This window comes from Methylobacterium sp. 1030 (genome assembly GCF_040544715.1).
In the GTDB taxonomy this organism is placed as follows: domain Bacteria; phylum Pseudomonadota; class Alphaproteobacteria; order Rhizobiales; family Beijerinckiaceae; genus Methylobacterium.
Genome location: NZ_JBEPKM010000012.1, coordinates 70,204 through 95,569, shown reverse-complemented (window position 1 = coordinate 95,569; position 25,366 = coordinate 70,204). Strand labels below are relative to the sequence as shown.

Here is a 25,366-nt window from a genome sequence, read left to right as displayed (position 1 = left end):
GGCCGCGCCCCGTCCGCCGACATCGCCGTGGCGGAGCCTCCGACGGCCGCGCCGGCCGCGGCGCGGCCGCCCGATCCGGCCCTCGACCCGGCCATCGTCGCGGATTCGTCCGGGTGGCGCCTGCGGCTCACCCGCCTCTGAGGCGCGGCCTTCCCGGCACGGCCGATCTCTCGGCGGCCTCCGCGCCCGCTCAGAGTCCGAACGTCACTCGACCGCTTTCATCGATCCGCCAGGCCGGGTTCCAGGCGATCTCCCAGGCATGTCCGTCCGGATCGCTCAGATATCCGCGGAATCCGCCGTGGGGCGGTTCGTCGGCCGCGCGCAGGAGCGTCCCGCCCGCCGCGACGAGCCGCGCGATGGTGGGCGCGACGTCGCCGCGGTTCGGGACATTGTGGGCGAGGCAGAACGCGCTCGGGCTCGGTTCGCTCGCGCGCCGCATGTCCTGGTCGAGGTTGGGGTTCTGCCAGGTTCCGAGCATGAACCCGTTCATCTGGTAGAAGACGATCTCGTCGTTCTCGAACACGGGAGCCCAGCCGAAGCCGTCGCCGTAGAAGGCGCGCGACCGGCCGAGCGATGAGACGCCGAGCGTGATGACCGAGATCTGCTGCTGCATCGTCGGATCCTAGCATCCGACACGGGCGCGTCGCGCGAAATGTCGAAGGCCTTGCGCCGTCGACACGATGCCAGTCGGCCAGCGCACGCGGTGGACGGGCCCATTGTCCGGCCGCGCGCTCGGCGCCGACGCGCCGCTCTCTCGATCCTCAGTCTTACAGAATGTTCACGTCGTCGAAGGGCAATTGTCAGCCAGGCAGCGCAACCCGGGAAGCGATCAGGGATTGACGAGGGAGAGCAGAGTTGAAGAGCTCTCAGGCCCCGGCAGGGGCGATTCACTTCAGGGAGTCGAGACGATGATCGATCCTGGCACTTTCCGCGAAGCCATTCTCGCTGTGGTTGTTCTTGGAGGAGGGGCTCTCGTGGTCGAACAGTACATCCGCACCCGCGCCTGGCCGCGCTCCCGGCAGAATGGCCCGGATTGCGGGGCGCGCACGCGCTGAGCCGCGCACGATCCCGAACGATCCGGCGACGGAGCGGAGATCTCCGAGGCGGTCGGCACGAACCTCGAGGATCTCCGCGGCGGCGCGCGCGGGAGCGTCCGCCCGGATCGCGGCTGCCGCGCGGCGGCCGTGACGGAGGTCGACCGGGTTCGTCCGATACTGCCGGACGTCGCAGGTCGTAAGCAACGCGGTCCACGAATATTGCTCGCCGACCGCGTCGTCGCCTATTCTCGACGCTGAAGGCCCGCCAGGACCGGCCGGCGAATGAGGGCGCGATCATGGGCGCGAACCGGCGACACGCGGTCCCGGACTTCTCGGGCTACCCGGACCTCGTCGTGATCTATCTCGGGATGAAGGTCCGCACCCTGGCCGGCGTGAAGACCCTGCTCGGCTTCGGGCCGCGGATCGACAGGGTCGGCGCGGCGCGGCCAGAGGGCCTCCTGCACTACGAGAACAACATCATCTTCAGCCTGCGCCCGCTCCATGTCGGCATGCGCTGGTACTGGCGGGACATGGACAGCATGGTCGCGTGGTCCAAGTCCGAGCCGCACCGGATCTGGTGGCGGGATTTCCTGCGCGACACGCGCGGCGTCGGCATCTGGCACGAGACCTACCACATGCGCGGCGGCATGGAGGCGATCTACCACGACGTGGCCGAGCCGGTCGGATTCGCGGCCTTCATGCCGATGCAGGAGGCGAGGGGCTCGCTGGCGGCCCGGCACGGGCGTTACGCCTCGTCCGACCTGCGCGACCTCCCCGCCGACAACGCGCCGGACGCCGCAGTCCCGCGCTGAGGCTCCGGCCGCCCGGCCGGAGTTCCGGTGCGGCGGATGAGCCGTGCGCGACGCGGGGTCCGCCCGTGCGCACGGTTCGGCTGGACACCGGCCCGCGCGGAAGGCACGGAGCGGATCAGGCACGATGACGGTCGGTTCGATGAGACAGGGTACCCTGCGCCTCGGCGCGTTCTTCTACGCGACCGGCCACCACGTCGCGGGCTGGCGCCATCCCTCCAGCGAGGCCGACGGCGGGCTCGTCCTGGAGCGCTACGTCGGCTGGGCGCAGCGCGCCGAGGCCGCGAAGTTCGACCTCATCTTCCTGGAGGACGGGAGCGGGATCCGCGACCTCGACCTGCGGTCGAGCGAGCGCACCGCGCGCTCGACCCATTTCGAGCCGCTGACGCTGCTGTCGGCCCTCGCGGCGGTGACGCGCCGGATCGGTCTCGTCGCCACCACCTCCACCAGCTTCAACGAGCCCTTCAACGTCGCGCGCCGGTTCGCCTCCCTCGACCATCTCAGCGGCGGGCGCGCCGGCTGGAACCTCGTGACCTCCGCGACCGACGCGGAGGCGGCGAATTTCGGCGGCGACCGGATCGGCCGTCACGCCGACCGCTACGAGCGCGCCGAGGAATTTGCGGACGTGGTCCTCGGCCTCTGGAACACCTGGGACGACGGCGCCGTGATCATCGACCGCGCGAGCGGCCAGTTCTCGAAGCCGGACGGCTTCCGCCCGCTGGATCACCGGGGCAAGCATTTCGAGGTCCGCGGTCCGCTCAACATCTCGCGGACGCCGCAGGGCCAGCCCGTGCTGGTGCAGGCCGGCGCTTCCGGGCCCGGCAAGGACCTCGCGGCGCGGACCGCCGAGATCGTCTTCACCGCGAACCAGACGCTGGAGGAGGCGGTCGAGTTCTACGGCGATCTCAAGGGGCGCATGCCAGGCTTCGGTCGTGCGCCGGATGATCTGAAGATCATGCCCGGCCTGTTCCCCGTCGTCGGGCGCAGCGAGGCCGAGGCGCGGGCGAAGTTCGAGGCGCTGCAGGACCTGATCGACCCGGTGGTCGGGCTGGCGCTGCTCGGTCGCATGATCGGCGGCCACGATCTGTCGGGCTACGATCCCGAGGGGCCGGTGCCGGAGTTGCCCGAGACCGAAGGCATCAAGTCCCGCCAGCAGCTCATGTTCGACCTCGCCCGCCGCGAGGGCCTGACCCTGCGCCAACTCTACCTGCGCATCGCCGGCGCGCGCGGCCACTCGCAGATCGTCGGCACGCCGGCCCAGATCGTGGACGAGATGGAGGCGCGGTTCCGGGCCGGCGGGGCGGACGGCTTCAACATCATGCCGCCGACGCTGCCCGGCGGCCTCGACGACTTCATCGCGCTGGTCCTGCCGGAGCTGCGGCGGCGCGGCCTGTTCCGCACCGAGTACGAGGGCCGGACGCTGCGGGACCATCTCGGCTCGCGCCCGCCGGCCGGGTTCGGCCCCGGTCGGGCCGCGGTGTAGCGGCGGGCCTCTTCCCGGGTCCGATCGGGCGAGGCGTCGCGACCCCCTGCGGCGTCTCGGACCGCATCATGATTGCGCACAAGCTATCCCCGCTGTGGTACAGCCACGCCACGAGGGCCGAAGGCCGCCATCGGCGAGTCGTGACAGGGGCGACCGGGCATTGACGGATCAGCAGGAACGCACGCGTTTCGAGGCGGAATTCGCCCGGACCGACGCGAGCACCGACCCCTTCGTCTCCGCCGTCCGGGCGACGCGGATGCCGATGCTGATCACCGATCCCCATCAGCCGGACAACCCCATCGTCTTCGTCAACGCCGCCTTCTCCAAGCTGACCGGGTACGGCCACGACGAGATCATCGGCCGGAACTGCCGGTTCCTTCAGGGGCCTGAGACCAGCAAGGCCGACATCGCGAAGATCAGGGCGGCGATCGCCCGCCGCGTGCCGATCGAGATCGAGCTCCTGAACCACAAGAAGAACGGCGAGCTCTTCTGGAACCGGCTGCTGATCTCGCCGGTCTTCGATCGCGCCGGGGAGCTCACCTACTTCTTCGCGTCGCAGTTCGACGTGACGCTGGAGCGGGAGAAGCTCGCGCGGATGCAGCGCGACCGGGAGGCGCTCGAGCAGGAGATCGAGCGCCGCACCAGCGACCTCACCCGCAGCGAGGAGCGGCTGCGATTCATCCTGAAGGCCGGACGTTTCGGCTCGTGGACCCTCGATCTCGCCGACATGCGGCTCGTGGCCTCCGAGACCTGCAAGGAGAATTTCGGGCGGGTGCCGGGCGAGGCGTTCAGCTACGAGGACCTGATCGCCGCGATCGAGCCCGAGGACCGGCCGCGCATGCAGGCCGCGGTGCAGACCTCGATCCGCGAGCACAGCGACTACGACATCGAGTACCGGGCGCGCACGCCCGGCGGCGAGCTTCGCTGGCTGCAGATCCGGGGTCAGACCTTCTACGACTCGGTCGGGCAGCCGCTGAGCATGGCCGGCGTCTCCATCGACGTGACCGAGCGCAAGCGCGCGGAGGAGCACCGCGCCCTCCTGGCCGACGAGTTGAATCACCGGGTGAAGAACTCGATGGCGACTATGCAGTCGATCGCGCACCAGACCCTGCGCAACGCCGCCTCCCTGGAGGAGGCGCACAGGACCCTCGACGCGCGGCTGCACTCGCTCTCGGCGGCCCACGACGTCCTGACCCGCCAGAGCTGGATCGGGGCCACGCTCGACGTCATCGTGGAGGGCACCCTCCAGGCGTTCCGGGGCGGGGCGGGACAGCGCTTCCTGATCAACGGACCGGAGGTGTGGCTGACGCCGCGCCTGACGCTCGCCTTCACGATGGCGCTGCACGAACTGGCGACCAACGCCGTGAAGTACGGCGCCCTGTCGAACGACCGGGGGCGAGTGGTCCTGAACTGGGACGTGGTCGACGGGGCGACGCCGGCCCGTCTCTGGTTCCGCTGGGAGGAGGTCGGCGGACCCGCGGTGACGGCACCGGCCCGCGGCGGGTTCGGCACGCGCCTCATCGAGCGGGCGCTGGCCGCCGAGATGGGCGGCTCGGCCGAGATCGAGTACCGCCCCCGCGGCGTGGTCTTCACGCTGGACGCGCCGCTGCCCGACCGCGCGCCCGCCGCGGCGGAGGCGACGGGCTGAGGATCGCGTCCCGCGGGCCCGCCGCCGGTCAGGTCATGCGGGTCAGGACGGTCTCGTTCCAGAGCCTGCGGTGCAGGAACGCCATCGCGGCGTGGCCGAGCACGACGACGAGGAGCGTGAAGCCCAGCCAGTAGTGAAACAGGTCGGCGGGCAGCATCATCCACTCGATCTTCGTTTCGCGCGCCGGCATGACCGGGATGCCGTAGGGCGCGAAGGGCTTGCCCGATCCGTACTGGCGCAGCAGCGCGAGGCTCGGGACCAGGACCATCAGGAGATAGATCAGGCCGTGACCGGCCGCGACCGCGCGCCCCGGCGCGCCCGGATGGGCGGGGCGCCGGTGAAGGTTCGCGAGGCCCCACACCCCGCGCAGGAGCACGAGCACGAACAGGGTGAAGCCGAGGGTGAAGTGGCTGCCGCCGACGAGGCGGGTGAGCGCCGCATCGCCGATCGTGACGTAGAGCAGCGCCCCGGTGAATTGCCAGGCGAACAGGGCCGCCATCACCCAGTGGAAGCCGCGGCTGACGCGACCGTACCGCTCCGGCGTGTCCAGCCAGACGGTCCGCGATGCGGTGGCGTGGCCGCTCTGCTCCGTCACGCGGCGTTCTCGGTCCAGAGGTCACCGGCCAGGCCGTCCCCGCGCAGGATCTCGGAGGCCGCGCTGGTGAGCGCGTGATCCGGTCCGGGCTGGCGCAGGTAGGTGGCGAGATCGCGCGACAGCCGCTCCAGCGGATGGCCGCGCAGGAAACCCTGGAGGCCGACCGAGCGCTGGGCCAGCTGGAGGATGTCGAGGCCGGCGCGCTCGACCGCGAGGCGGACCAGGTTGATGTAGGCGACGACGCGCTCCGGCGGCATCGCCGCGTCCGACGCGACCTGCGCCCCGCGCTCGACCCACAGACGCGCGCCCTCGACCGCGATAGCGCCCTCGCCGAGGCGCGCCAGCTGGTGCGGATCGCTCCCCCGGCCGAGGCGGCGCAGATGGCCGCGCCAGGCATCGAACACGGCCTCGATGCCGCCGAGCTGCACCGCCGCGAAGCGCCACGCGCCGCCCGAGAAGGCCGGCTGCCGGAAGTAATCGTCGGGCTGGCCGAGGATATCGTCGGCCGCGAAGGCGAGGCCGGTGAAGTCGATCGTGCCGGTCGCCGAGGCGCGCATGCCCTGCGCCCGCCACGCCGAGAGATCGGACCGCGTGCCGGCGTCGAGCGGCACCACCATCATCGCCGTGCCGCCCTGTCCCGGATGCCGGGCGGTGACGAGGGCGCGGGTGACGAAGCCGGCGCCCGACGCGTAGGTCTTCACGCCGCGGAGATGGCCGTCGACGTCCGAGGCCTCGATCGTGAGGCCGCCTTCCCCCGGCTCGGTGTTCCAGACACCGAACAGGTGGCCGGCGCGCGCGTCGGCGAACAGGCGGACGCGCTGGGCGGGTGAGCCGTAACGGGCGACGAGCTGGAGGGCGTTGACGTGACCCTCGTAGAGCCGGCCGAGAGCGAGGCTTCCGTAGCCGACCAGCCGCAGAACCTCCGCCAGGGCACCGGCGCCCGGCTCCGTCCCGAGGCCCGCGCCGCCGTGATCCACCGGTACGGGCGCGGCGAGCAGCCCCAGGCGGGCGAGATCGGCGATATCGTCCTGTGGGAAGCCGTCGTCGTGATCCTGGGCGTCGGCGCGCGCGGGCGCCGACGCGGCGATCGCGCGCGCGGCCGCCTCGGAATCGTAGACGGGATCCAGGCGGGTCCACTGATCCATGCGCCTGACTCCTCTCAGAGCGCCACCGCGTCGACATCCAGGCGAATGGCCGCTGAGGGGCGGTTGCCCACGGTCGCGCGCTCGGGTCTCGTCACGTATGGGCCCCCATTGCCCGCAGAAGATGCGGAAGATCCTAAAAAACTAACCTAAGACTGAGCCATCCTTTCCCCGGCCGCGGCTGCGACCAATGCGACCGTCGTCGATCCGGGCTGCTCTCAGTTCAGCGTCCGGTTGGCGCGCAGCCGCGCCACGGCCAGGTCGACGAACGTCCGCACCTTCGCGGGCGCGTGCCGGCCTTCCGGGTACAGGACGTGGACGGGCAGCGGCGCTTCCTCGTAATCGGCGAGCACGATCTGCAGCCGGCCGTCCCGCAGGTCCGGGCCGATCTGGTAGTTCAGGACACGCGCCAGCCCCCAGCCCGACCGTGCGGCGCCGATCGAGACCTCGTTGGTGTTGCCCTCCAGAGTGGGGCGGACGACCACCCGCTCGTTCCGGCCGAACCGCCACTCCGGCGACGCGAAGGCCCCGGTGGAGACGGCGATCCGGTGGCGCTTGAGATCTGCCGGGGTCGCCGGCACGCCGTGCCGCGCGAAGTAGTCCGGGGCGCCGCAGATGACGTGGCGCACCGACCCGACCCGAGCGGCCGTGAACCCGGAATCGGTCAGGTGGCCGATGCGGATCGCCACGTCGATTCCCTCCTCCACCATGCTGACCGGCCGGTCGACGAAGAGGGTCCGCGCCACCATGGTCGGGTAGGTGTCGAGGTAATCGGTGACGATCGGGAGCACGTGCATCCGTCCGAACAGGACCGAGGCCGTCACCGCGAGCGTGCCCGACGGTGTCGCGTTGGAGCCGGCCGCCGCCGATTCCGCCTCGGCGATGTCGGCCAGGATCCGCCGGCAATCCTCGTAGTACCGGCTGCCCGCTTCCGTGAGCTTCACGGAGCGGGTCGTCCGGATCAGGAGGCGGGCGCCGATGGTCTCCTCGAGCGCCGCCACGGCGCGCGTCACGGCCGGCGGGCTCATGTGCAGGAGGCGGGCGGTCTGCGCGAAGCTCGCCGTCTCGGCGACCTTCGCGAAGATGCGCATGGCCTGCCACCGATCCATAGCCTCGCTCCGGGTTCTCGCGGCCGTGTCGCGACGCTCACGCCCGATCCGGCCCGCCGCGTCGGCGTCCCGGCCGATCGGTCAGAAGCCGAATTGGCTCAGGTCCGGATGGTCGTCCGGCCGGCGCCCGAGGGGCCAGTGAAACTCGCGGTCCGATTCCGCGATCGGCAACGCGTTGATGCTGCTGTGCCGATAGCGCATCAGCCCGTCCTCGGCGAGGCGGACCTTCGTGATCGTGCTCTGCGCGTCGAAGGGCGGCAGCGGCGGACGGACAGGATGGGCTCCTTGTCCTCGGGGAAGGTTCAGCCCGGCTCCGGTAGCGGCGCAGGATGATCCGCCGGCGCCGGTCCCGCGAGGCGGAACACGGCGCGCGCCGTGCCGTCGCGCGCGTCAGAGCGCCAGCTGCACCCGGTCCGTGCCCTCCGCGGGCACCGCGGAGCAGATCAGCACCTCGTCCTCAGCCACCGGTGCGCTCGGTTCCCTCAGATAGGTCACCGCGCCGGCCAGTAGCTTGGTGCGGCAGGTCCCGCAGCTGCCCTCGCGGCAGCTGAACTCCGGTGCGAGACCCCGCGCCTCGGCGAGGTCGAGGAGGCTGCCCGAATCCGGCGTCCAGCGCGCTTCCTTGCCGGTGTCGAGGAAGGCGACCGGCACCGTCTCCGTGGAGGCCGGTGGCCGCGGAGGCACGGCCGCCGCCGTTCCGGTGTCGCGGATGAGCCCCGATGGACCGAACGCCTCCGCGTGGATCCGGTCGTCCGCCACGTTGTAGCCGCGCAGGCCGTCATAGAGCGCCTGGGTGAAGGCCGACGGGCCGCACAGGTAGAAATCGTAATCCGCGAAGGCCAGGAACCGCGTGAGCAGGGCCATGTCGATCCGGCCCGCGGCCTCGTAATCGACGCCAGCCGCGGCATCGGAGACATCGCTCAGGACGCGCACGATCCGCACGGCTCCCTGCGCCGCCGCGGCGAGTTCGGACAACTCCCGGTCGAAGGCGCGCTCGGCGCGGGTGCGGGCAGCGTAGACGAGCGTGGTCGGCCGGATCTTGCGGGTGCGCAGGCCCTCGTAGACCACGTGCCGGAGCATCGCGAGGAGCGGCGTGATCCCGACGCCGCCGGCGAGCAGCACGGCCGGGCGCGCCGCGCTCGCATCGAGGGTGAAGCCGCCGCCGGGGGCGCGCGCCTCGACGATGTCGCCGACCTGGACTCGGTCGTGGAGGTGCCGCGAGACGGTGCCGTCGCGCTTCACGCTGATCCGGTAGGTCGGGTCCGAGGGCGCGACCGAGAGCGTGTAGGTTCTTATGACTGGCGCGTCTGCCCCCGGCAGCGTGACGCGGATCGGCAGGTGCTGGCCCGCGCGGTGCGGGAGCCGCCCGGCCCCGTCGTCCGGGGTCAGGTGGAAGGACCGGATCGTGCGGCTCTCGTCGACGATCTCGGCTACCCGGAACGGCCGCCACTGCGTCGCGCGCTCGGCCGCCCGGACGCGGTCGGCGGCCTCCGCCCAGTCGCCGGTCATCAGCGCGTTCGGCGACCAGCCGTCCGGCCGGAACGACCAGCGCAGCGGCAGGGCACCGCGTCGGCGGATCACCCGGCGCGGCCGGAAGCTCCAGAGCCGCTCGGCGCCCTGGAAGGCCGCGATCTCGGGCGAGTCCAGGATCACCGCGGCGTCGCCGGTCAGCTGCAGGAGATCGCCCGTCTCGAAATCGGTGAAGACCAGGCCGGCCCTGCTGTTCAGGAAGATGTTCCCGAGCGTGGCGAAGAACAGGTTGCCGGCGAAGTCGGGGATGGTCAGCGTGCCGTCCGCGGCGATGCGGACGAACCCCGCCTTGCCGCCGCGATGCGAGACGTCGACCTGCCGCCGGCCCTCCCGGTCGGCGTAGGAGGCCACGAAGAACGTGTCCGCCGCCGCGATCAGGCTGCGGGCTTCCGGGTCGAGCTCCGCGCTCTCCTCGGCGGGGGCCGGAGCGGGGGCGCCCGGCTCGCGGACGAAGCTCATGTCGCGCAGCTGGATGTATTGCGGGCAGTTCCCGAAGCTCTGGTCGACGGCGAAGTGCAGGACGCCGCCGGCCGTGGAGCGGACGAGGCCGTTGACGCGGTTGCGGCGGCGGCTGTCCAGCGCGATCCCGAGGAGGCCGATTGCGTCGCCGTCGCCCGTGCCGTCGAACGCGGGGTCGGCCGGGTCCGGCCGCGCGGCGATGTCGAGGGTCGTGGCGGTCGGCGAGGAGATGAAGCCGGGACGGCCGGCCAGGAGCGTGGCCCAGGCGTCGCCCTGCCGGTCGACGCTGCCCAGCACGATGAAGGGGATCTCCGCGAAGAAGGCGCGGTGCTGATCGGGCATGAAGTCCCGCACCACCCGCTGGCCGACCACCGCCATCCGGTCGGCGGCGCCGACCGTCTCCTGGATGGACGTCTCGCCGGCATGCCAGGTCGGCAGCGTCGCAAGGGTCTGACCGTCAGCCATCTTCGCGCCCTCCATCTGCATCCGCTCCCGGGCGCGGGTGCGCCCGGGGCCTTCCGGTCACGCCGCGGCCGTGAGGCCCGCGGGGGTCTGGGCGAAGGGGACGAAGCCCGGCAGGCCCTCGATCCGGCGCAGGAAGGCCTCGACCCGCGGGTAGCCCGACAGGTCCACGTTCCCCTCCGGGGCGCGGGCGAGGTAGCTGTAGACCGCCACGTCCGCGACGGTCGGCCGCTCGGCCGCGAGCCAGTTCCGGCCATCGAGATGCGCCTCGAGCCGCCCCAGGAGCGTGTGCGCCCGGGCGATCACCTCCTCCGGATGGAACGTGGCGCCGAACACCGTGATCAGCCGCGCGGCCGCCGGCCCGTAGGCGAGTTCGCCCGCCGCGACCGAGAGCCAGCGCTGGACCGCCGCCGCGGCGCGCGGATCCTCGGGCAGCCAGTCGGATCGGCCGAGCCGCTTCGCCACGTAGACGAGGATGGCGTTGGAATCGGAGACGATCACGCCGTCGTCGTCGAGCACCGGCACCTGACCGAACGGGTTCATGGCCAGGAAGGCCGGCGTCTTGTGTCCGCCCGCCTTCAGGTCAACCTCGATCAGCTCGTGCGGGGCCTCGACCAGGGAGAGGAACAGGCGGGCCCGATGCGCGTGGCCCGAGAGGGGATGGTGGTAGAGCTTCATGACCGTGGATCTCCGTCGGGGGCCGGGATCGCCCCAGGCCGTGTGAGGAGAATGCCGCCGCGTTCGGGCGAGCAGAATAGGCGTTCTCCGCAGTTCATAATTCCGGAAATCGGAATAATCGCGCGGGCCAAAGGTGCCGAGCGATCCTGCGCCGGCCTGGCGCGGCCGTTATCCGCCTCGCCTCCGCGGGTACAGGCGCCGCGGAGGGGCCTGGCGCGGGCGCCGATCCGCGACCCGGGAAGCAATCATCAAGACGCCGGTTCCGAAAAGACTGCGCGGGACTTGACACCGAGGCCATTACCGAGGAGCCTAGTTTTCAGGCGCGGGGCAAAGCTGCCCAGTTTCGCGCCAATACGTCACCATCTTTCACGGCGATGCCGCCCGCAGTGCTTCCGCACTGGCGGGCTTTTTGCGTTCTGAAGGATTGCATGGGCCTCAGCCATCACCGCATCGGAATCCTGTTCTCCGCGGACGGACCCTACGGTCTCGTCGGGCGGGCGATGCTGAACGGCGCGCTCCTGGCGGTCGACGAGGTGAACGCGCGGGGCGACTGCGTCCTGGAGCCGGTGATCCGCGATCCGCAGGGCGCCCTCGCGGGCTACGTCGCCGGCGCCGAGCGGCTCCTCGACGCGGGGATCCGCCACGTCGTCGGCTGCTACACTTCGTCGAGCCGCAAGGAGATCATCCCGATCTTCGAGAAGCGGGACGCGTTGCTCTGGTATCCGTCGCATTACGAGGGCTTCGAGACCTCGGCGAACGTGGTCTACACCGGCGCGGCGCCGAATCAGCACATCGTCCCGCTGGTGCGGCACCTCCTCGCCCGGGGCGGCCGCACGGCCTTCTGCGTCGGCTCCAACTACATCTGGGCCTGGGAGAACAACCGGATCCTGCGGGAGACGCTGGCGATCGCCGGCGGCGACGTCGCGGGCGAGCGCTACCTCGCGGTGGGCGAGACTGCCTTCGATCAGGTGATCGCGGCGATCCTGGCCGCGAAGCCGGACTTCGTCTTCAACACGCTGATCGGCATCTCGGCGTACCGGTTCTTCCGCGACTTCCGGAGTGCCTGCGCGGCGCGCGGCATCGACCAGGCGCGGACCATGCCGGTGGCGAGCTGCAGCCTCGCCGAGCCGGAACTGGAGGCGATCGGGCCGGAGGCGGTCGACGGCCACCTGTCCTCCAGCGTCTACTTCACGTCGATCGACACGCCCCGCAACCGCGCCTTCATGGCGGCCTACGCGGCGCGTTTCCCCGAAGGCCCGACCCCCTCGGCGGATGCGGAATCCTCGTACATCGCGGTGCATCTCCTGGCGCGGGCGCTGGCGCGGGCCGGGACCGAGGAGGCCGCGACGGTGCGCCGGGCAGCCTGCGCCGACGAGTTCGAGGCGCCCCAGGGACCGGTGCGCCTCGACGAGACGACCCTCCACGCCTGCCTGACCCCCCGGATCGGCCTCTCGACGGCGGCGGCCCGCTTCACCATCGTGGCGCAGGCCGAGGCGCCGGTCGCGCCGGACCCCTACCTGGTGCGCAGTGATCCGCGCGTCGTGCCGGTGAGCCGGCGCCCGCACCTGAAGGTGGTGCCATGACGACGCCCCGGCTGATCCAGAATTTCAGCGGTGCGCAGGCCCTGCTGATCGCGCCGCCGAGCACCGCCACGGACGTCCTGGCGGGCACCCTGATGAAGCTCGGGCTGACCGTGGCCTCGGTCCTCCCGGCCGGCGAGGCGCCGTGGCTCGATTTCGAGATCCTCGACCCCGAGCACCACATCGTCATCGTGGACGGCGACCTGCCGCTGCCGGGCCTCGCGGCGAGCGCCGTGCCCGACCTGCCGCCGGTCCCGGTGGTCGGGCTCGTGGGCGTCGAGGCGCCGAGCCGGCTCAAGGGGCTGCTCCAGCTCGGCGCGACCGGCCTGCTGCGCAAGCCGATCCACGGCGCCTCGGTCTACGCCGCCCTGTTCCTGGCGGTGAACGAGCACAACCGGCGCCGTCTCCTCGAAGAACGGCTTGCCCGCCACGAGGAGCGGCGGCGCGGCCGGCGCCACGTCGTCAAGGCGATCCTCCGGCTGATGCAGGAGCATGGCCTCGACGACGACGCGGCCTACGAGACGCTGCGGCGCGACGCCATGCGCGCCCGGCAGCCCCTGGAAGCCTACTGCGAGGCGCTGGTCCGCGCCCGTCCGTCCGTCGCCGCGCCGGCCCTCTCGCCGCGGCTGGCCCGATCCTGAAGCACGCACTCCACCCCGTAGACGAGGACGACCCGATGACGAGAACGCCCCGCGGATCCCGCCTGTCCGCCCTCGCGGCCGCCCTGCTCGCGAGCGTATCCCTGGCCGCCCCGGCGGCGCGCGCCGCCGACCCGATCAAGCTCGGTGTCCTCGAGGACCAGTCCGGCGACTTCGCGGTCGCCACCATCGGCAAGGTCCACGGCATCCAGCTCGCCGCGGACGAGATCAACGCCGCGGGCGGCATCGCCGGGCGCAAGCTGGAGCTCGTGATCTACGACACGCAGTCCGACAACACGCGCTATCAGGAATTCATGCGTCGGGTGCTCCAGCGCGACAAGGTCAACGCCGTCTTCGCGGGCTTCTCCAGCGCGTCCCGCGAGGCCTACCGGCCGATCGTCGACCAGCTCGACGGCTTCGCGTTCTACAACAACCAGTACGAGGGCGGCGTCTGCGACGGCCACATGGTCGTCACGGGCGCGGTGCCGGAGCAGCAGTTCTCGACGCTGATCCCGTGGATGATGGAGAAGTTCGGCAAGCGGGTCTACACGATCGCGGCCGACTACAATTTCGGTCAGATCTCGGCCGAGTGGGTGCGCAACATCGTCAAGGAGAACGGCGGCGAGATGGTCGGGGAAGAATTTATCCCCCTCGGCGTGTCGCAATTCTCGCAGACGATCCAGAACATCCAGAAGGCCAAGCCCGACATCCTGATGACGCTGCTCGTCGGGACGGCGCAGGCCTCCTACTACGAGCAGGCGGCGGCCGCGAACCTGAAGGTGCCGATGGGCTCCTCGGTCAATATCGGCCAGGGCTACGAGCACAAGCGCTTCCAGCCCCCGAGCCTCGCCAACATGTACGTGACCACGAACTACATCGAGGAGGTCGACAGCCCGTCGAGCAAGGCGTTCCTGGCCAAGTGGAAGGCGAAGTTCCCGAACGAGCCGTACGTGAACCAGGAGGCAGAGAACTCCTACCTCGCGGTCTACCTCTACAAGCAGATGGTCGAGCGGGCGAACGGCTCGACCAAGCGCGCCGACCTGCGCAAGGTCATCGCGGCGGGCGACGTCTGCGTGGACGCGCCGGAGGGCAAGGTCTGCATCGATCCGAAGAGCCAGCACGCCTCCCACACGATCTACCTCGCGAAGGTCGACGAGAAGCACGCGATCTCCTTCCCGAAGACCTGGGACAACATCCAGCCCTACTGGCTCGGGAAGGCCGGCTGCGACCTGACGCAGAAGGATCCGATGGCGCAGTACACGCCGAGCAACCCGCCGAAGCCCTGACCTGCCGGGTCGGTCATCCGCGCGCCGCGGCCCCGGGCCGGAGACGACGCGACATCGCCGGGGCCGAGGCCCCGGCCCACAGCCATCACGATCGGGCCTCCGGATGGATCTGCTGACTCACGCCTTCACGTTCCTCTACCAGATCGGCGATGCGTTCTCGTTCCTGGTCCTCTCCGCCTGCGGCCTCGCGGTGGTGTTCGGCATGATGGGCGTGATCAACCTCGCGCACGGCGAGCTGATCATGTGCGGCGCCTACGTCACGGCGGCGTCCACGCGGGCCGGGCTGCCGCTGCCGCTGGGCATCCTGGCCGGCGCACTCGTCGCCGGGGCCGTCGGCATGGTGATGGAGCGCCTCGTCATCCGCCATCTCTACGGGCGGCCCCTCGACACGATCGTGGCGACCTGGGGCATCAGCCTCGCGGCGACGCAGGGCACGCTGATCCTGCTGGGCTCCAGCATGCCGGGGATCGGCACGCCGCTCGGCAGCTTCACGGTCGGCGGCTACTCCTACTCGACCTACCGCGTCGTGCTGATGGTCGCCGCCGTGGCGGTGCTGGCCGGGCTCTACCTCGCCTTCAACGCCACCCGCTTCGGCACGCTCGCCCGCGCCACCATCCAGGTGCCGCACATGGCCGAGGCCCTCGGCGTCGACACCCGCACGGTCTACGCCCTGACCTTCGGCCTCGGCGCGGCGCTGGCGGGCCTCGCGGGCGGGCTCTACGCGCCGACCATGACGATCGTGCCGACCATGGGGACGACCTTCATCATGGAGGCGTTCGTCACCGTGGTGGTCGGGGGCGCCGACATCTTCCTCGGGACGGCACCGGCGGCCCTGGTGCTCGGCACGGTGCGGGCGCTGCTCACCACCTGGCAGGGCCAGCTGTTCGGGCAGATCGGGCTCCTCGTCGCGGTCATCCTGGTGATCCGGGTGCTGCCGCGGGGCATCTCGGGCCTGATCCTGCGCGAGCGGGCGTGAGGCCATGGCGATGACGCTGCTCCGCCGCCTCGAAGGCCCGCAGACCCTGGGACGCGGGCCCGCCTTCTGGACCGTCTTCGCGGTCGCGGTCGCGGCGGCCGTCGCTTACCCGTGGTTCGCCGACGGCTACACGGTCGGCAACACCGCCTACTTCTTCTGCTGGGTATTCATGGCCCTCGGCCTGTGCCTGATCTGGGGCTACGGCGGCGCGCTCAGCTTCGGCCAGACCGCCTTCTTCGGCCTCTCCGGCTACGCCTACGGCGTGCTCACGCTGAACGTCGGCGCCGCCTACGGCTTCACCCTGGCGGCGCTGGTTCTGGCGGTGGCGCTCTCGGCCGTGATGGCGGCGCTCCTCGGCTACTTCCTGTTCTTCGGCCGGATCGGCGGGGTCTTCCTCGGCATCATCACCCTGTCGGTGACGCTCGCCCTGGAGCGCTTCATGGCGCAGACCGCCGGCCCGGAATGGAAGATCGGGGCGGCACGCCTCAACGGCTACAACGGCATGAGCGGCATGCCACCCCTCACCGTGCCGTGGTTCGACGGCGACCTCGTGCTGTTCCCCGACGTGGCGCTCTACTACGGGCTGCTGGCTCTCCTGATCGTCGTCTACCTCGCGCTGCGCATCCTGGTGAACGCGCGGTTCGGCAACGTGCTGGTGGCGATCCGCGAGAACCCGGAACGGGCCGAGATGCTGGGCTACGACGTGCGGCGCTACCAGCTCGCCGCCTTCGTGATCGGCTCGGGCCTCGCGGGGCTGAGCGGCACGCTCTACACTGCCTGGGGCCAGTACATCACGCCCTCCAGCATGGGTCTCACCGCCGCCGCGCTGCCGGTGATCTGGGTCGCGGTCGGCGGCCGCGGCGACCTGACGGCGACGCTCATCGGCACGCTCCTGGTGCTCGGCGGCTTCCAGGCGCTCACGATCTACGGCAGCCAGTATGCCCTCGTGGTGATGGGCCTGCTCCTCGTCGCGGTGGTGCTGGCGGCGCCCGACGGCCTCGTCGTGGCGGCCCTGCGCGGCCTCGGCCGCCTGCGTCGCCGGGAGGCGGGCCGATGACGCCGCTCCTCGAGACCCGCAACCTCAGCAAGCATTTCGGCGGGCTGCACGTCACCAACGACGTGAATTTCGCCCTCGCGGCGGGGGAGATCCACTGCCTGATCGGACCGAACGGCGCCGGCAAGAGCACCTTCTTCCGCCTGCTGCTGGGCGAGTACACGCCGGAGCGGGGACAGATCCTCTACGCCGGCGAGGACATCACCGCGCTCAAGCCCTTCGCGCGGATCCGGCGGGGCATGAGCGTCAAGTTCCAGGTGCCGGGCATCTTCCCGAGCCTGTCGGTCGCACACAACCTGGAGATCGCCCTGCAGCACCACCTGGAGGGCGCCTCGCTCGGGACGGAGATCCGGCGGCTGCTCGCATTCCTCAACCTCACCGCGGCGGCCTCCGACCGGGCCGGCGCCCTCAGCCACGGGCAGAAGCAGTGGCTGGAGATCGGCATGGCGATCAGCCTCAAGCCGCGCCTGCTCCTCCTCGACGAGCCCACAGCCGGGATGTCGCCGGACGAGACCTTCGCCACCGGCGAGATGGTGCAGGCGCTCAACCGCGACGGCGTCGCGGTGCTGGCCATCGAGCACGACATGGCCTTCGTCCGGCAGATCGCCCAGCGGGTGACCGTGCTCCATGTCGGGCGCATCTTCGCCCAGGGCACCACCGAGGCGATCATCGCGGACGAGCGGGTCGCCGCGATCTACCTCGGGGAGGCGGACGCGCCGCCGCTGCGGAGCGTCGCCGATGCCTGAGCCGCTCCTCACGACGACCGGCCTCCGCGCCGGCTACGGCGGCAAGCCCGTGCTGCAGGGCGTCGACCTCGCGGTCCAGCCCGGCGAGATCGTGGCGGTGATCGGCCGCAACGGCGTCGGCAAGTCGACGCTGATGCGCAGCCTCGTCGGGCTGCTGCCCGCCTCCGCGGGCGGCATCGCGTTCCGGGGCGCGGCCGTGGAGGGGCTCGCCGCCCACCGCCGCGCCCGCCTCGGCATCGGTTACGTGCCCCAGGGCCGCGACGTGTTCCCGCGCATGAGCGTCGCCGACAACCTGACGGTCGGCGCCTCCCTGCTGCCGAAGGGCGAGCGGCCGGATTACGAGCGCGCCTTCGGGCCGTTCCCGATCCTGCGGGAGCGGCGCGGGCAGCGCGCCGGGACGCTCTCGGGCGGCCAGCAGCAGCAGCTCGCCATCGGCCGCGTCCTCGTCGGCGGCCCCGCGCTGATCCTGCTCGACGAGCCCTCCGAGGGCATCCAGCCCTCGGTGGTGCAGCAGATCGGCCGCACCCTGGTCGATCTCAACCGCCGCACCGGGGTGACGATCGTGTTCGTGGAGCAGAACCTCGACCTGATCCGCGCCATGGCCCAGCGCAGCTACGTCCTGGACAAGGGCCGGATCGTCGCGGAGCTGACGGCCCGGGATCTCGACGACCGCGACCTCGTGCGGCGCCACCTCGCCGTCTGACACCAAAGTCCGACAACCAAGGGAGAGACGACCATGCAGTGGCTCGACCAGTCCATCATGGCCCGCAAGGGCGTCGCGGGCGGCAAGCCCGGCCAGGAGCACACGATCACCGAGGCCGAGCAGGGCCGCTACCACTACGTCTACGGGCCCTTCGCCGAGCCGGTGCTGACCGTCGATCCCGGCGCCGTCGTCACGGTCGAGACCCACGACGCGTTCGAGGGCAAGATCCGCCACGAGACCGACAGCCCGACGCAGATTCTGAACTTTCCCTACCTCAACCCGCAGAACGGGCCGATCTACGTGAACGGCGCGGAGAAGGGCGACTGCCTCGCGGTGGCGATCCGCTCGATCCGGCCGCGCGGCCCGCAGCCCTGCGGCACGACGCTGATCATGCCGGAATTCGGCGGCCTCGTCGCCACCGGCGACACAGCGCTCCTCAACCCGTCCCTCCCCGAGCGGGTGCGCAAGCTCGAGGTCACAGCCGAGACCGGCGTGCGCTGGAGCGACCGGATCACGCTGCCCTACCAGCCGTTCATCGGCACGATCGGCACCTCGCCGGAGATCGAGGCGATCTCGTCGCTGCAGCCGGACTATTACGGCGGCAACATGGACCTGCCGGACGTGGGCGTCGGCGCGGTGATCTACCTGCCGGTGAATACCGCGGGCGCGCTCCTCTATCTCGGCGACTGCCACGCCGCGCAGGGCGACGGCGAGCTCTGCGGCGTCGCGGTGGAGCACCCCACCCACACGACGGTGCAGATCGACCTGATCAAGGGCTGGACTTTCCGCTGGCCGCGGCTCGAGACCGCCGACTTCTACATGACGATCGGCTCGGCCCGGCCGATGGAGGACGCCGCGCGCATCGCCTACCGGGAGCTGGTTCGCTGGCTCGCGGCCGATTTCGGGTTCGACGAGATCGACGCCTACATGCTGCTCACCCAGTGCGGGCGCGTCCGGCTCGGCAACATGGTCGATCCGAAATACACGCTCGGCGCCTCGATCACGAAGGCGATCGCCCACGCCTGATCGGCGACGGAGGAGGACGGCATGGATCTCGGGCTGAGAGGCCGCCGCGCGCTGGTGACCGGCGGCACCAAGGGGATCGGCGCGGCGATCGTCGACCTGCTGGCCGACGAGGGGGCCGCGGTCGCCCTCTGCGCCCGCAACGCCGCGGAGGTCGCCGCCAAGGTGGCGGCCCTGCGTGCCAGGGGCGTGGCGGCGACCGGGCGCGCCGTCGACGTCGCCGATTCCGCGGCCCTGCGCGGCTGGGTCGCGGAGGCCGCGGAGGAGCTCGGCGGCCTCGACATCGTGGTGCCGAACGTCAGCGCCCTCGCGGTCGGCGGCGACGAGGCGGCGTGGCGGAGCGGCTTCGCCGTGGACATGATGGGCACCGTCACGGCGGTCGAGGCGGCGATGCCGTACCTCGAGCGCTCCGAGGCGGGCGCGATCGTCGTCATCTCCAGCGTCTCCGGGCGCGAGATCGACTTCGCGGCCGGTCCCTACGGCGCCTTCAAGGCCGCGCTGATCCACTACGCGCAGGGCCTCGCCTTCCAGCTCGCGCCCCGGAACATCCGCGCCAACTCGGTCGCGCCCGGCAACACCTACTTCGCGGGCGGCGTCTGGCACCAGATCGAGACCGGCAACCCGGCGCTGTTCGCCGAGGCGCTCCGGCTGAACCCGACCGGCCGGATGGCGCGGCCCGAGGAGGTGGCGCGCGCGGCCGTCTTCCTGGCGAGCCCGGCCGCCAGCTTCATCACCGGAACCAACCTCGTGGTCGACGGCAGCCTGACCCGCGGCGTGCAGTTCTGACGCCGATCGGCCTCGCCCCGCGCCGGGACACCTGGGGCTTCCGAAGCACACCCGGCGCGTTCAGCACGGTCGTTCAGCGAGGAAGTCCGGAGATCGCGAGGACTCACCACACTTGCGACGCATTTCGGCCGCTCTCAACCCGGTAAAGACAAGCTTGCCACGCGCGCTGGCACGCGGCACTCTCAAGCTTGGCCGTTCGCGCGGCGGTGGCACGCCGCGCGGTCGCGCCGGGCTGCAGGACAGGGAAGTCCAGGGCGATGATGACGGACGATCGCGAGGCCGGCGGGCTCGACGGGCGCGGGCGCCTCGGAAGCGAGGCGGGAGTTCTCAGCCGCCGGTCGTTCCTGGCCGGCTCGGCCCTCGGGATCGGCGCGCTCTCGCTCGGCGGGTGCGGGACGACCGACACCCTGCTCATGGCCGAGGCGGCGAAGACCTACGGGCCGATGCCGAACGAGAAGTTCCCGATCCCGGCGGTCGACGTCAGCAAGGTCAACCCGAAATACTACCGGCGGACCGTCCAGTACGCCTCGTCGGAAGCGCCCGGCACGATCGTGGTCGATCCCGCCAACTACTACGTCTACCGCATCGAGGGTGACGGCACCGCCACCCGCTACGGCGCCAATGTCGGCCGCCAGGGCTTCCTGTGGAACGGGAACGCCTATGTCGGCCGCAAGTCCGAGTGGGCGACCTGGACCCCGCCCAAGGAGATGATCCGGCGCCAGCCCGAGGCCGCGAAATACGCCCGCGGCATGCCCGGCGGCCTCGACAATCCGCTCGGCGCGCGCACGCTGCACCTCTACCAGAACGGCGCCTATACGCTCTACACGATCTACGCCAGCAGCGACGCCGAATCGATCGGCACGGGCATCACCAGCGGTTGCGTCGGCCTGCTCAGCCAGGACATGATCCACCTCTACGCGCGCACGCCGGTGAAGACGAAGGTGGTCGTGCTGCCGGCCTGAGGGCCGGCCGCGCCCGCGCCGTCCCCGCTTCCCGGCGGCCCCGACATCCTGCAGGATCGGGGTCCCTGAGGTCCGACAGCGCGCCGGGAGCGCCCGCATGGCCTACGCGACGACGATCGAAGGCACACGCTTCACCTTCCCCGACCTGCGCAGCCTGCTCGCCAAGGCCACGCCGGAGCGCTCGGGCGACCAGCTCGCCGGGCTCTGCGCCGACGGGCCGGTCGAGCGCCTGGCCGCGCAGATCGCCCTCGCCGACCTGCCGCTCAAGACCTTCCTGGCCGAGGAGCTGATCCCCTCGGACCAGGACGAGGTCTCCGACCTCATCGCCCGCCGGCACGACCCGGCGGCCTTCGCGCCGGTCTCATCCCTGACGGTCGGCGCCTTCCGCGAGTGGCTGCTCGCGCCCGCCGCCGACGCGGACGCCCTCTCTGCCCTCGCGTCCGGCCTCACGCCCGAGATGGTCGCGGCGGTCTCCAAGATCTGCCGCCTGCAGGACCTCGTCGCGGTGGCCGCCAAGCGGCCGGTGGTGACGCGCTTCCGCTCCACGATCGGCCTGCCCGGGCGCCTCGCCACCCGCAACCAGCCCAACCACCCGACCGACTCGTCCGAGGGCATCCTGCTCTCGGCGCTCGACGGACTGCTGATGGGCTCGGGCGACGCGGTCATCGGCGTCAACCCGGCCACCGATTCCCTGCCGGACTACATCCGCATCGTCGAGCTGCTCGAGACCCTGCGCTTGCGCCTCGACGTGCCGACCCAGCACTGCTGCCTCGGCCACGTCACCGTGGCGATCGAGGCCATGGCCCGCGGCGCGCCCGTCGACCTCGTGTTCCAGTCGGTGGCGGGCTCGCAGAAGGCCAATGCCGGCTTCGGCGTCGATCTCGCCGTCCTGCGCGAGGCCTCGGACGCTGCCCGCGCGCTCGGCCGCTGCCCGGAGGGCGGGCAGCTCATGTACTTCGAGACCGGCCAGGGCTCGGCACTCTCGGCCGACGCCCACTGGGGCGTCGACCAGCAGACCATGGAGGCGCGCGCCTACGCGGTGGCGCGGGAGTTCGACCCGCTGCTCGTCAACACGGTCGTGGGCTTCATCGGTCCCGAGTACCTCTACGACGGCAAGCAGATCATCCGCGCCGGGCTGGAGGACCACTTCTGCGGGAAGCTGCTCGGCCTGCCGATGGGCGTGGACGTCTGCTACACCAACCACGCCGACGCCGACGGCGAGGACATGGACGCGCTCCTGACCCTGCTGTGCGCGGCCGGGGTCAACTTCGTCATCACGGTGCCGGGGGCGGACGACGTGATGCTGAACTACCAGTCATTGTCGCACCACGACGCGGTCTACGCCCGCGAGACCCTGGGTCGCCGTCCGGCCCCGGAATTCGAGGCGTGGCTGCGGGCCGTGGGCATCACGGACGGGCAGGGCCGGCTGGCCAGCGCGACGGGCGCGCTGCCCCCGGCCCTGGCGGAGGCGTCCCGGCTCCTGCCCGGGCGGGCGGCATGAGCGGCGAGCCGGCCCGTCCGGGCCCGCCGACGCTGCGCGACCTGCGCGGGCTGACCCAGGCGCGCGTCGCGCTGGGCGCGCACGGGGCCGGCCTGCCGACCGGCGCGGCGCTCGCCTTCGGGCTCGACCATGCCCGCGCCCGCGAGGCGGTGTGGACGCCCCTGGACGCGGCCGCGATCCGCGAAGGGCTGCGGGCGCAGGGCCTCGACGCGGTGGAGGTCCGCTCCGCCGTGACCGACCGGGCGGAGTACCTGCGCCGGCCGGACAGGGGCCGCACCCTCGATCCGGAATCCGGGTCGGTGCTCGACGGGCACGGGGCGGGCTTCGACGTGGCGATCGTGATCGCGGACGGGCTGTCGGCGACGGCGGTCGCGCTGAACGCGGTCCCGGCGGCGGCGGCGCTGGCGGGGCGGGTGCGTCGGGCCGGCTGGCGCCTCGCGCCGGTGGTCGTCGCGAGCCAGGGACGTGTAGCGATCGGCGATCCGATCGGTGCGCGACTCGGGGCGCGCTGCGTCGTGGTTCTGATCGGGGAGCGGCCGGGCCTGTCGGCCTCCGACAGCCTGGGCTGCTACGTCACGTTCGGCCCGGCGCCGGGGCTGCCCGATTCCCGGCGGAACTGCATCTCGAACATCCGGGAGGGCGGCCTGGCGGTCGAGGCGGCCGCCGCGCAGATGGAGGCGCTGCTGCGGGCGATGCTGGCCCAGGGCACCAGCGGCGTCGCGCTGCGCCGGGACGATCCCGCAGACCCGAAGGCGCTGCAGGCCGCGCGGGACTGACCGCTCGGACGACCCGGGCGGACGTCACGCGCGCTCCGCGGACGGGCTGCATCCGAACTGGGACCGGTAGCAGCGGGCGAAATGGGCCGCGCTCGTGAAGCCGCAGGCCGTCGCGATCTCCCCGATCCTGAGCGGGCTCTGGCGCAGAAGGCGGCGTCCGTGGGCGAGGCGAATCGCCCTGTACTGGGCCGAGAAGCTGAGCCCGAGCTTGTCGAGGAACAGCCGGTCGAGGTGGCGCGGGCTTATCGCCGCGAGGCGCGCCATGGCGAGGCGGCCGAGCGGCGCCTCCACGGTCTTCTCCATCGTCTCCAGCACCGCCAGCAGAGCCGGATGGTGGATTCCGTAGCGCTCGACCGCGGAGGCCCGCTGCGGGTCGTCGGCGGCGCCGATGGCGGTGTGGAGGAACCAGTCGGAGACGCGCCGGGCGAAGGCCTCGCCCATGCGTTCGGCGATCAGGGCGTGGGCCATCTCCAGGGGCGCGACGCCGCCGCCGCAGGTCAGGCGATCGCCGTCGGCGACGTAGCGCGCCCGGCTCAGGCGCGCCTCCGGGAAGGTCTCGACCGTGGCACCGGCATATTCCCAGTGGAGCGTGAACGCGCGATCGGCCAGCAGGCCCGCTTCGGCCATCAGGTAGGGACCGCCCGAGATGCCGCCGATGCGGACGCCGAGCCGGGCCATCCGCCGCAGGGTCGCGTGGATCTCGGGCCTGTCCCACCCGGTCGGCTCGCCGCCCGCGCAGACGAAGAGGGTGTGAAGGTGGCCGCGCTGGCGCGGCAGCGCCTCGGTGGGGACCTCGGCGCCCGACGAGGCGGCCACTGAGCCCTCCGACTCGCCGAAGTAGCGCAGGCGGTAGAGCGGGCGCCCGGCAAGTTCGTTGGCCGCCCGGAACGGCTCGCACCCCGAAGCGAAGGACAGCAGCGCGAAGCCGGGCACGAGGATGAAGCCGATCTCCTGCGGGCGGTCCCCGGTCTCCGCCTCCATCTCGCACGCCCCCTCCGCTCCTCGATGGCTCAAACGTGCAGGAAGCCGTCCGTTTCAGTCAAACGCCCGCCTCGGCATTGATCATGCTGCGTGCCGTTACCCCGTCCCGCGCGAGATCGCTTCCGGATGCCTCGACCTGCCGATCTTCCTCCGTTCCGCGCCGCCGCGGCGGCCCGTCCCGGAAGCGAGCGGGAGTGTCGGCCGTGAGCCGCCGCTACGACGTCGCCGTGCTGGGTCTCGGCGCGATGGGCAGCGCCGCGCTCTATCAGATGGCGAAGCGGGGCGCCGCGGTCATCGGGCTCGACCGCTTCGCGCCGCCCCACGCGCTCGGGTCGAGCCACGGCGAGACGCGGATCACCCGTCAGGCGGTCGGTGAGGGCGCCGACTACGTCCCCTTCGTCACCGCCTCGCACCGCATCTGGCGCGAGCTGGAGGCCGAGACGGGCGAGACCCTGCTGAACGCCTGCGGGGCGCTCGTCATGGCCCCGGGCCACGGCGTCTCCTCGCACCACGGCAAACCGGACTTCGTGGGCCGGTCCATCAGCGCTGCGGAGGGCGCCGGCATCGTCCACGAGGTGCTGACAGGGGCGGAGGTGGCCCGCCGCTTCCCGCAATTCCTGAACCTCGCGGGCGACGAGAAGGCCTATTACGAGCCGGGCGGCGGCTACGTTTTCCCGGAGCGCTGCCTCGCGGCGCAGCTCGGCCGCGCGGGTGCCGCGGGCGCCGAGATCCGCACCAACTGCACCGTGGTCGGGTTGCAGCAGGACGGGAGCGGCGTCCGCATCGAGACGGCGGAGGAGACCATCCTGGCCGACCGCGCCGTCGTGGCCGCGGGCGCCTGGACGGCCCCCCTGCTCGGGAGCCCGTTCGACCGGCTCCTGACCGTCCGTCGCCAACTGCTGCACTGGTACGCGCTCGCGGACGAGACCGCCTACGGGCCGCACGCGCCGGTCTTCATCTGGATGTACGGGACGAGCGACACGGAATACCTCTACGGCTTCCCGCCGCTCGACGGGTCCATCAAGGTCGCGACGGAGCAGTACAGCACCACCACCACCGCCGACGGGGTGGAGCGCCGCGTCGATCCGTCGGAATCCGACGACATGTACCGGCTGCGCGTCGCGAACCGGCTGGCCGGCGCGACCCCGGAGGTCGTCCAGGCCGCCGCCTGCGTCTACACGGTGACCCCCGACCGCGGCTTCATCATCGACCGGCATCCCGCGATGGAGCGGATCCTGGTCGTCTCCGCCTGCTCGGGGCACGGCTTCAAGCACTCGGCCGGCATCGGCGAGGCCGTCGCCGCGGAGCTGGCTGGGACCGGTAGCACCGTCGATCTCAAGCCCTTCGCTCTGGCACGTTTCAGTTGATGCGCCGGCCAATGGCTCGTGGATTGCTTGAAACC

General features: G+C 71.7%; 23 protein-coding genes and 1 pseudogene. 16 read left to right on the top strand and 8 right to left on the bottom strand.

Translation table 11 applies throughout. From position 1 onward, the window contains the following. Positions 1-190: 190 nt before the first annotated feature. Entirely contained in the window at positions 191-613 is a 423-nt protein-coding gene (locus ABIC30_RS18700) for a VOC family protein (protein ID WP_132368376.1), read from the bottom strand. A 720-nt stretch (positions 614-1,333) separates the two neighbouring features. Between ABIC30_RS18700 and ABIC30_RS18695 the strand changes: the two genes are divergently transcribed. The 3 genes from ABIC30_RS18695 to ABIC30_RS18685 all read left to right on the top strand — a co-directional run bounded on the left by ABIC30_RS18695 (position 1,334) and on the right by ABIC30_RS18685 (position 4,977). Beyond that, the gene (locus ABIC30_RS18695; protein WP_020093087.1) at positions 1,334-1,849 is read left to right on the top strand and encodes a DUF4188 domain-containing protein; all 516 of its coding nucleotides are present in this window, start codon (positions 1,334-1,336) and stop codon (positions 1,847-1,849) included. A 139-nt stretch (positions 1,850-1,988) separates the two neighbouring features. After that, positions 1,989-3,329, top strand: coding sequence for an LLM class flavin-dependent oxidoreductase (locus ABIC30_RS18690; protein ID WP_026604917.1), 1,341 nt, complete (start codon positions 1,989-1,991; stop codon positions 3,327-3,329). A 160-nt stretch (positions 3,330-3,489) separates the two neighbouring features. Next, positions 3,490-4,977 carry an HWE histidine kinase domain-containing protein gene (locus ABIC30_RS18685; protein ID WP_020093089.1) on the top strand — a complete coding sequence of 496 codons (1,488 nt, stop codon included), beginning with the start codon at positions 3,490-3,492 and terminating at the stop codon, positions 4,975-4,977. Between the two features lie 28 nt (positions 4,978-5,005). Here ABIC30_RS18685 and ABIC30_RS18680 read toward each other — a convergent pair whose 3' ends face one another. From ABIC30_RS18680 to ABIC30_RS18655, 6 genes and pseudogenes are all read right to left on the bottom strand, one after another. Continuing rightward, positions 5,006-5,572: a cytochrome b gene (locus ABIC30_RS18680; protein WP_020093090.1), complete on the bottom strand. Its 567-nt coding sequence runs from the start codon at positions 5,570-5,572 to the stop codon at positions 5,006-5,008. Continuing rightward, positions 5,569-6,717: an acyl-CoA dehydrogenase family protein gene (locus ABIC30_RS18675; RefSeq protein WP_020093091.1), complete on the bottom strand. Its 1,149-nt coding sequence runs from the start codon at positions 6,715-6,717 to the stop codon at positions 5,569-5,571. The genes ABIC30_RS18680 and ABIC30_RS18675 overlap by 4 nt, the downstream gene beginning before the upstream one ends. Before the next feature lie 215 nt (positions 6,718-6,932). Continuing rightward, a complete protein-coding gene (locus tag ABIC30_RS18670; protein WP_020093092.1) occupies positions 6,933-7,823 on the bottom strand; it encodes a LysR family transcriptional regulator in 891 nt (296 codons plus the stop codon). Positions 7,824-7,904: 81 nt separating this feature from the next. Next, positions 7,905-8,039 (bottom strand): annotated as a pseudogene (locus ABIC30_RS18665) (DUF1348 domain-containing protein); the annotation flags it as partial. Between the two features lie 174 nt (positions 8,040-8,213). Then, entirely contained in the window at positions 8,214-10,277 is a 2,064-nt protein-coding gene (locus ABIC30_RS18660; RefSeq protein WP_042674776.1) for a 2Fe-2S iron-sulfur cluster-binding protein, read from the bottom strand. 57 nt (positions 10,278-10,334) lie between these two features. Beyond that, complete coding sequence (locus ABIC30_RS18655; RefSeq protein WP_020093095.1) at positions 10,335-10,952, bottom strand: glutathione S-transferase family protein; 618 nt, start codon at positions 10,950-10,952, stop codon at positions 10,335-10,337. A gap of 428 nt (positions 10,953-11,380) precedes the next feature. On the opposite strand from ABIC30_RS18655, the gene ABIC30_RS18650 reads away from it, so the two are divergent. The 12 genes from ABIC30_RS18650 to eutC all read left to right on the top strand — a co-directional run bounded on the left by ABIC30_RS18650 (position 11,381) and on the right by eutC (position 22,983). Beyond that, positions 11,381-12,535, top strand: coding sequence for a transporter substrate-binding domain-containing protein (locus ABIC30_RS18650; protein ID WP_020093096.1), 1,155 nt, complete (start codon positions 11,381-11,383; stop codon positions 12,533-12,535). Then, a complete protein-coding gene (locus ABIC30_RS18645) occupies positions 12,532-13,173 on the top strand; it encodes an ANTAR domain-containing response regulator (protein ID WP_020093097.1) in 642 nt (213 codons plus the stop codon). Before ABIC30_RS18650 ends, ABIC30_RS18645 begins: the two co-directional genes overlap by 4 nt. A gap of 35 nt (positions 13,174-13,208) precedes the next feature. Continuing rightward, entirely contained in the window at positions 13,209-14,456 is a 1,248-nt protein-coding gene (locus ABIC30_RS18640) for an urea ABC transporter substrate-binding protein (RefSeq protein ID WP_020093098.1), read from the top strand. 103 nt (positions 14,457-14,559) lie between these two features. Further along, complete coding sequence (locus ABIC30_RS18635) at positions 14,560-15,432, top strand: ABC transporter permease subunit (protein ID WP_020093099.1); 873 nt, start codon at positions 14,560-14,562, stop codon at positions 15,430-15,432. Positions 15,433-15,442: 10 nt separating this feature from the next. Continuing rightward, positions 15,443-16,489 carry a branched-chain amino acid ABC transporter permease gene (locus tag ABIC30_RS18630; RefSeq protein WP_012320262.1) on the top strand — a complete coding sequence of 349 codons (1,047 nt, stop codon included), beginning with the start codon at positions 15,443-15,445 and terminating at the stop codon, positions 16,487-16,489. After that, complete coding sequence (locus ABIC30_RS18625) at positions 16,486-17,232, top strand: ABC transporter ATP-binding protein (protein ID WP_354455922.1); 747 nt, start codon at positions 16,486-16,488, stop codon at positions 17,230-17,232. Before ABIC30_RS18630 ends, ABIC30_RS18625 begins: the two co-directional genes overlap by 4 nt. Then, positions 17,225-17,935 (top strand): ABC transporter ATP-binding protein, encoded by a 711-nt coding sequence (locus ABIC30_RS18620; RefSeq protein ID WP_012320260.1) that lies wholly within the window; start codon positions 17,225-17,227, stop codon positions 17,933-17,935. The genes ABIC30_RS18625 and ABIC30_RS18620 overlap by 8 nt, the downstream gene beginning before the upstream one ends. Before the next feature lie 33 nt (positions 17,936-17,968). Further along, positions 17,969-18,961 carry an acetamidase/formamidase family protein gene (locus ABIC30_RS18615; RefSeq protein WP_012320259.1) on the top strand — a complete coding sequence of 331 codons (993 nt, stop codon included), beginning with the start codon at positions 17,969-17,971 and terminating at the stop codon, positions 18,959-18,961. A 21-nt stretch (positions 18,962-18,982) separates the two neighbouring features. Continuing rightward, the gene (locus ABIC30_RS18610) at positions 18,983-19,744 is read left to right on the top strand and encodes an SDR family NAD(P)-dependent oxidoreductase (protein WP_287080023.1); all 762 of its coding nucleotides are present in this window, start codon (positions 18,983-18,985) and stop codon (positions 19,742-19,744) included. A 257-nt stretch (positions 19,745-20,001) separates the two neighbouring features. Next, positions 20,002-20,706: a L,D-transpeptidase gene (locus ABIC30_RS18605; protein WP_354455921.1), complete on the top strand. Its 705-nt coding sequence runs from the start codon at positions 20,002-20,004 to the stop codon at positions 20,704-20,706. A gap of 97 nt (positions 20,707-20,803) precedes the next feature. Further along, positions 20,804-22,207: an ethanolamine ammonia-lyase subunit EutB gene (locus ABIC30_RS18600; RefSeq protein WP_354455920.1), complete on the top strand. Its 1,404-nt coding sequence runs from the start codon at positions 20,804-20,806 to the stop codon at positions 22,205-22,207. Continuing rightward, positions 22,204-22,983 carry an ethanolamine ammonia-lyase subunit EutC gene (eutC, locus tag ABIC30_RS18595; protein WP_354455919.1) on the top strand — a complete coding sequence of 260 codons (780 nt, stop codon included), beginning with the start codon at positions 22,204-22,206 and terminating at the stop codon, positions 22,981-22,983. Before ABIC30_RS18600 ends, eutC begins: the two co-directional genes overlap by 4 nt. 24 nt (positions 22,984-23,007) lie before the next feature. Here the strand turns inward: eutC and ABIC30_RS18590 are convergent, their stop codons facing one another. Next, positions 23,008-23,964: a GlxA family transcriptional regulator gene (locus ABIC30_RS18590; protein WP_056533280.1), complete on the bottom strand. Its 957-nt coding sequence runs from the start codon at positions 23,962-23,964 to the stop codon at positions 23,008-23,010. 194 nt (positions 23,965-24,158) lie between these two features. On the opposite strand from ABIC30_RS18590, the gene solA reads away from it, so the two are divergent. After that, the gene (gene solA / locus ABIC30_RS18585; protein ID WP_502915847.1) at positions 24,159-25,331 is read left to right on the top strand and encodes an N-methyl-L-tryptophan oxidase; all 1,173 of its coding nucleotides are present in this window, start codon (positions 24,159-24,161) and stop codon (positions 25,329-25,331) included. Positions 25,332-25,366: the final 35 nt, after the last annotated feature.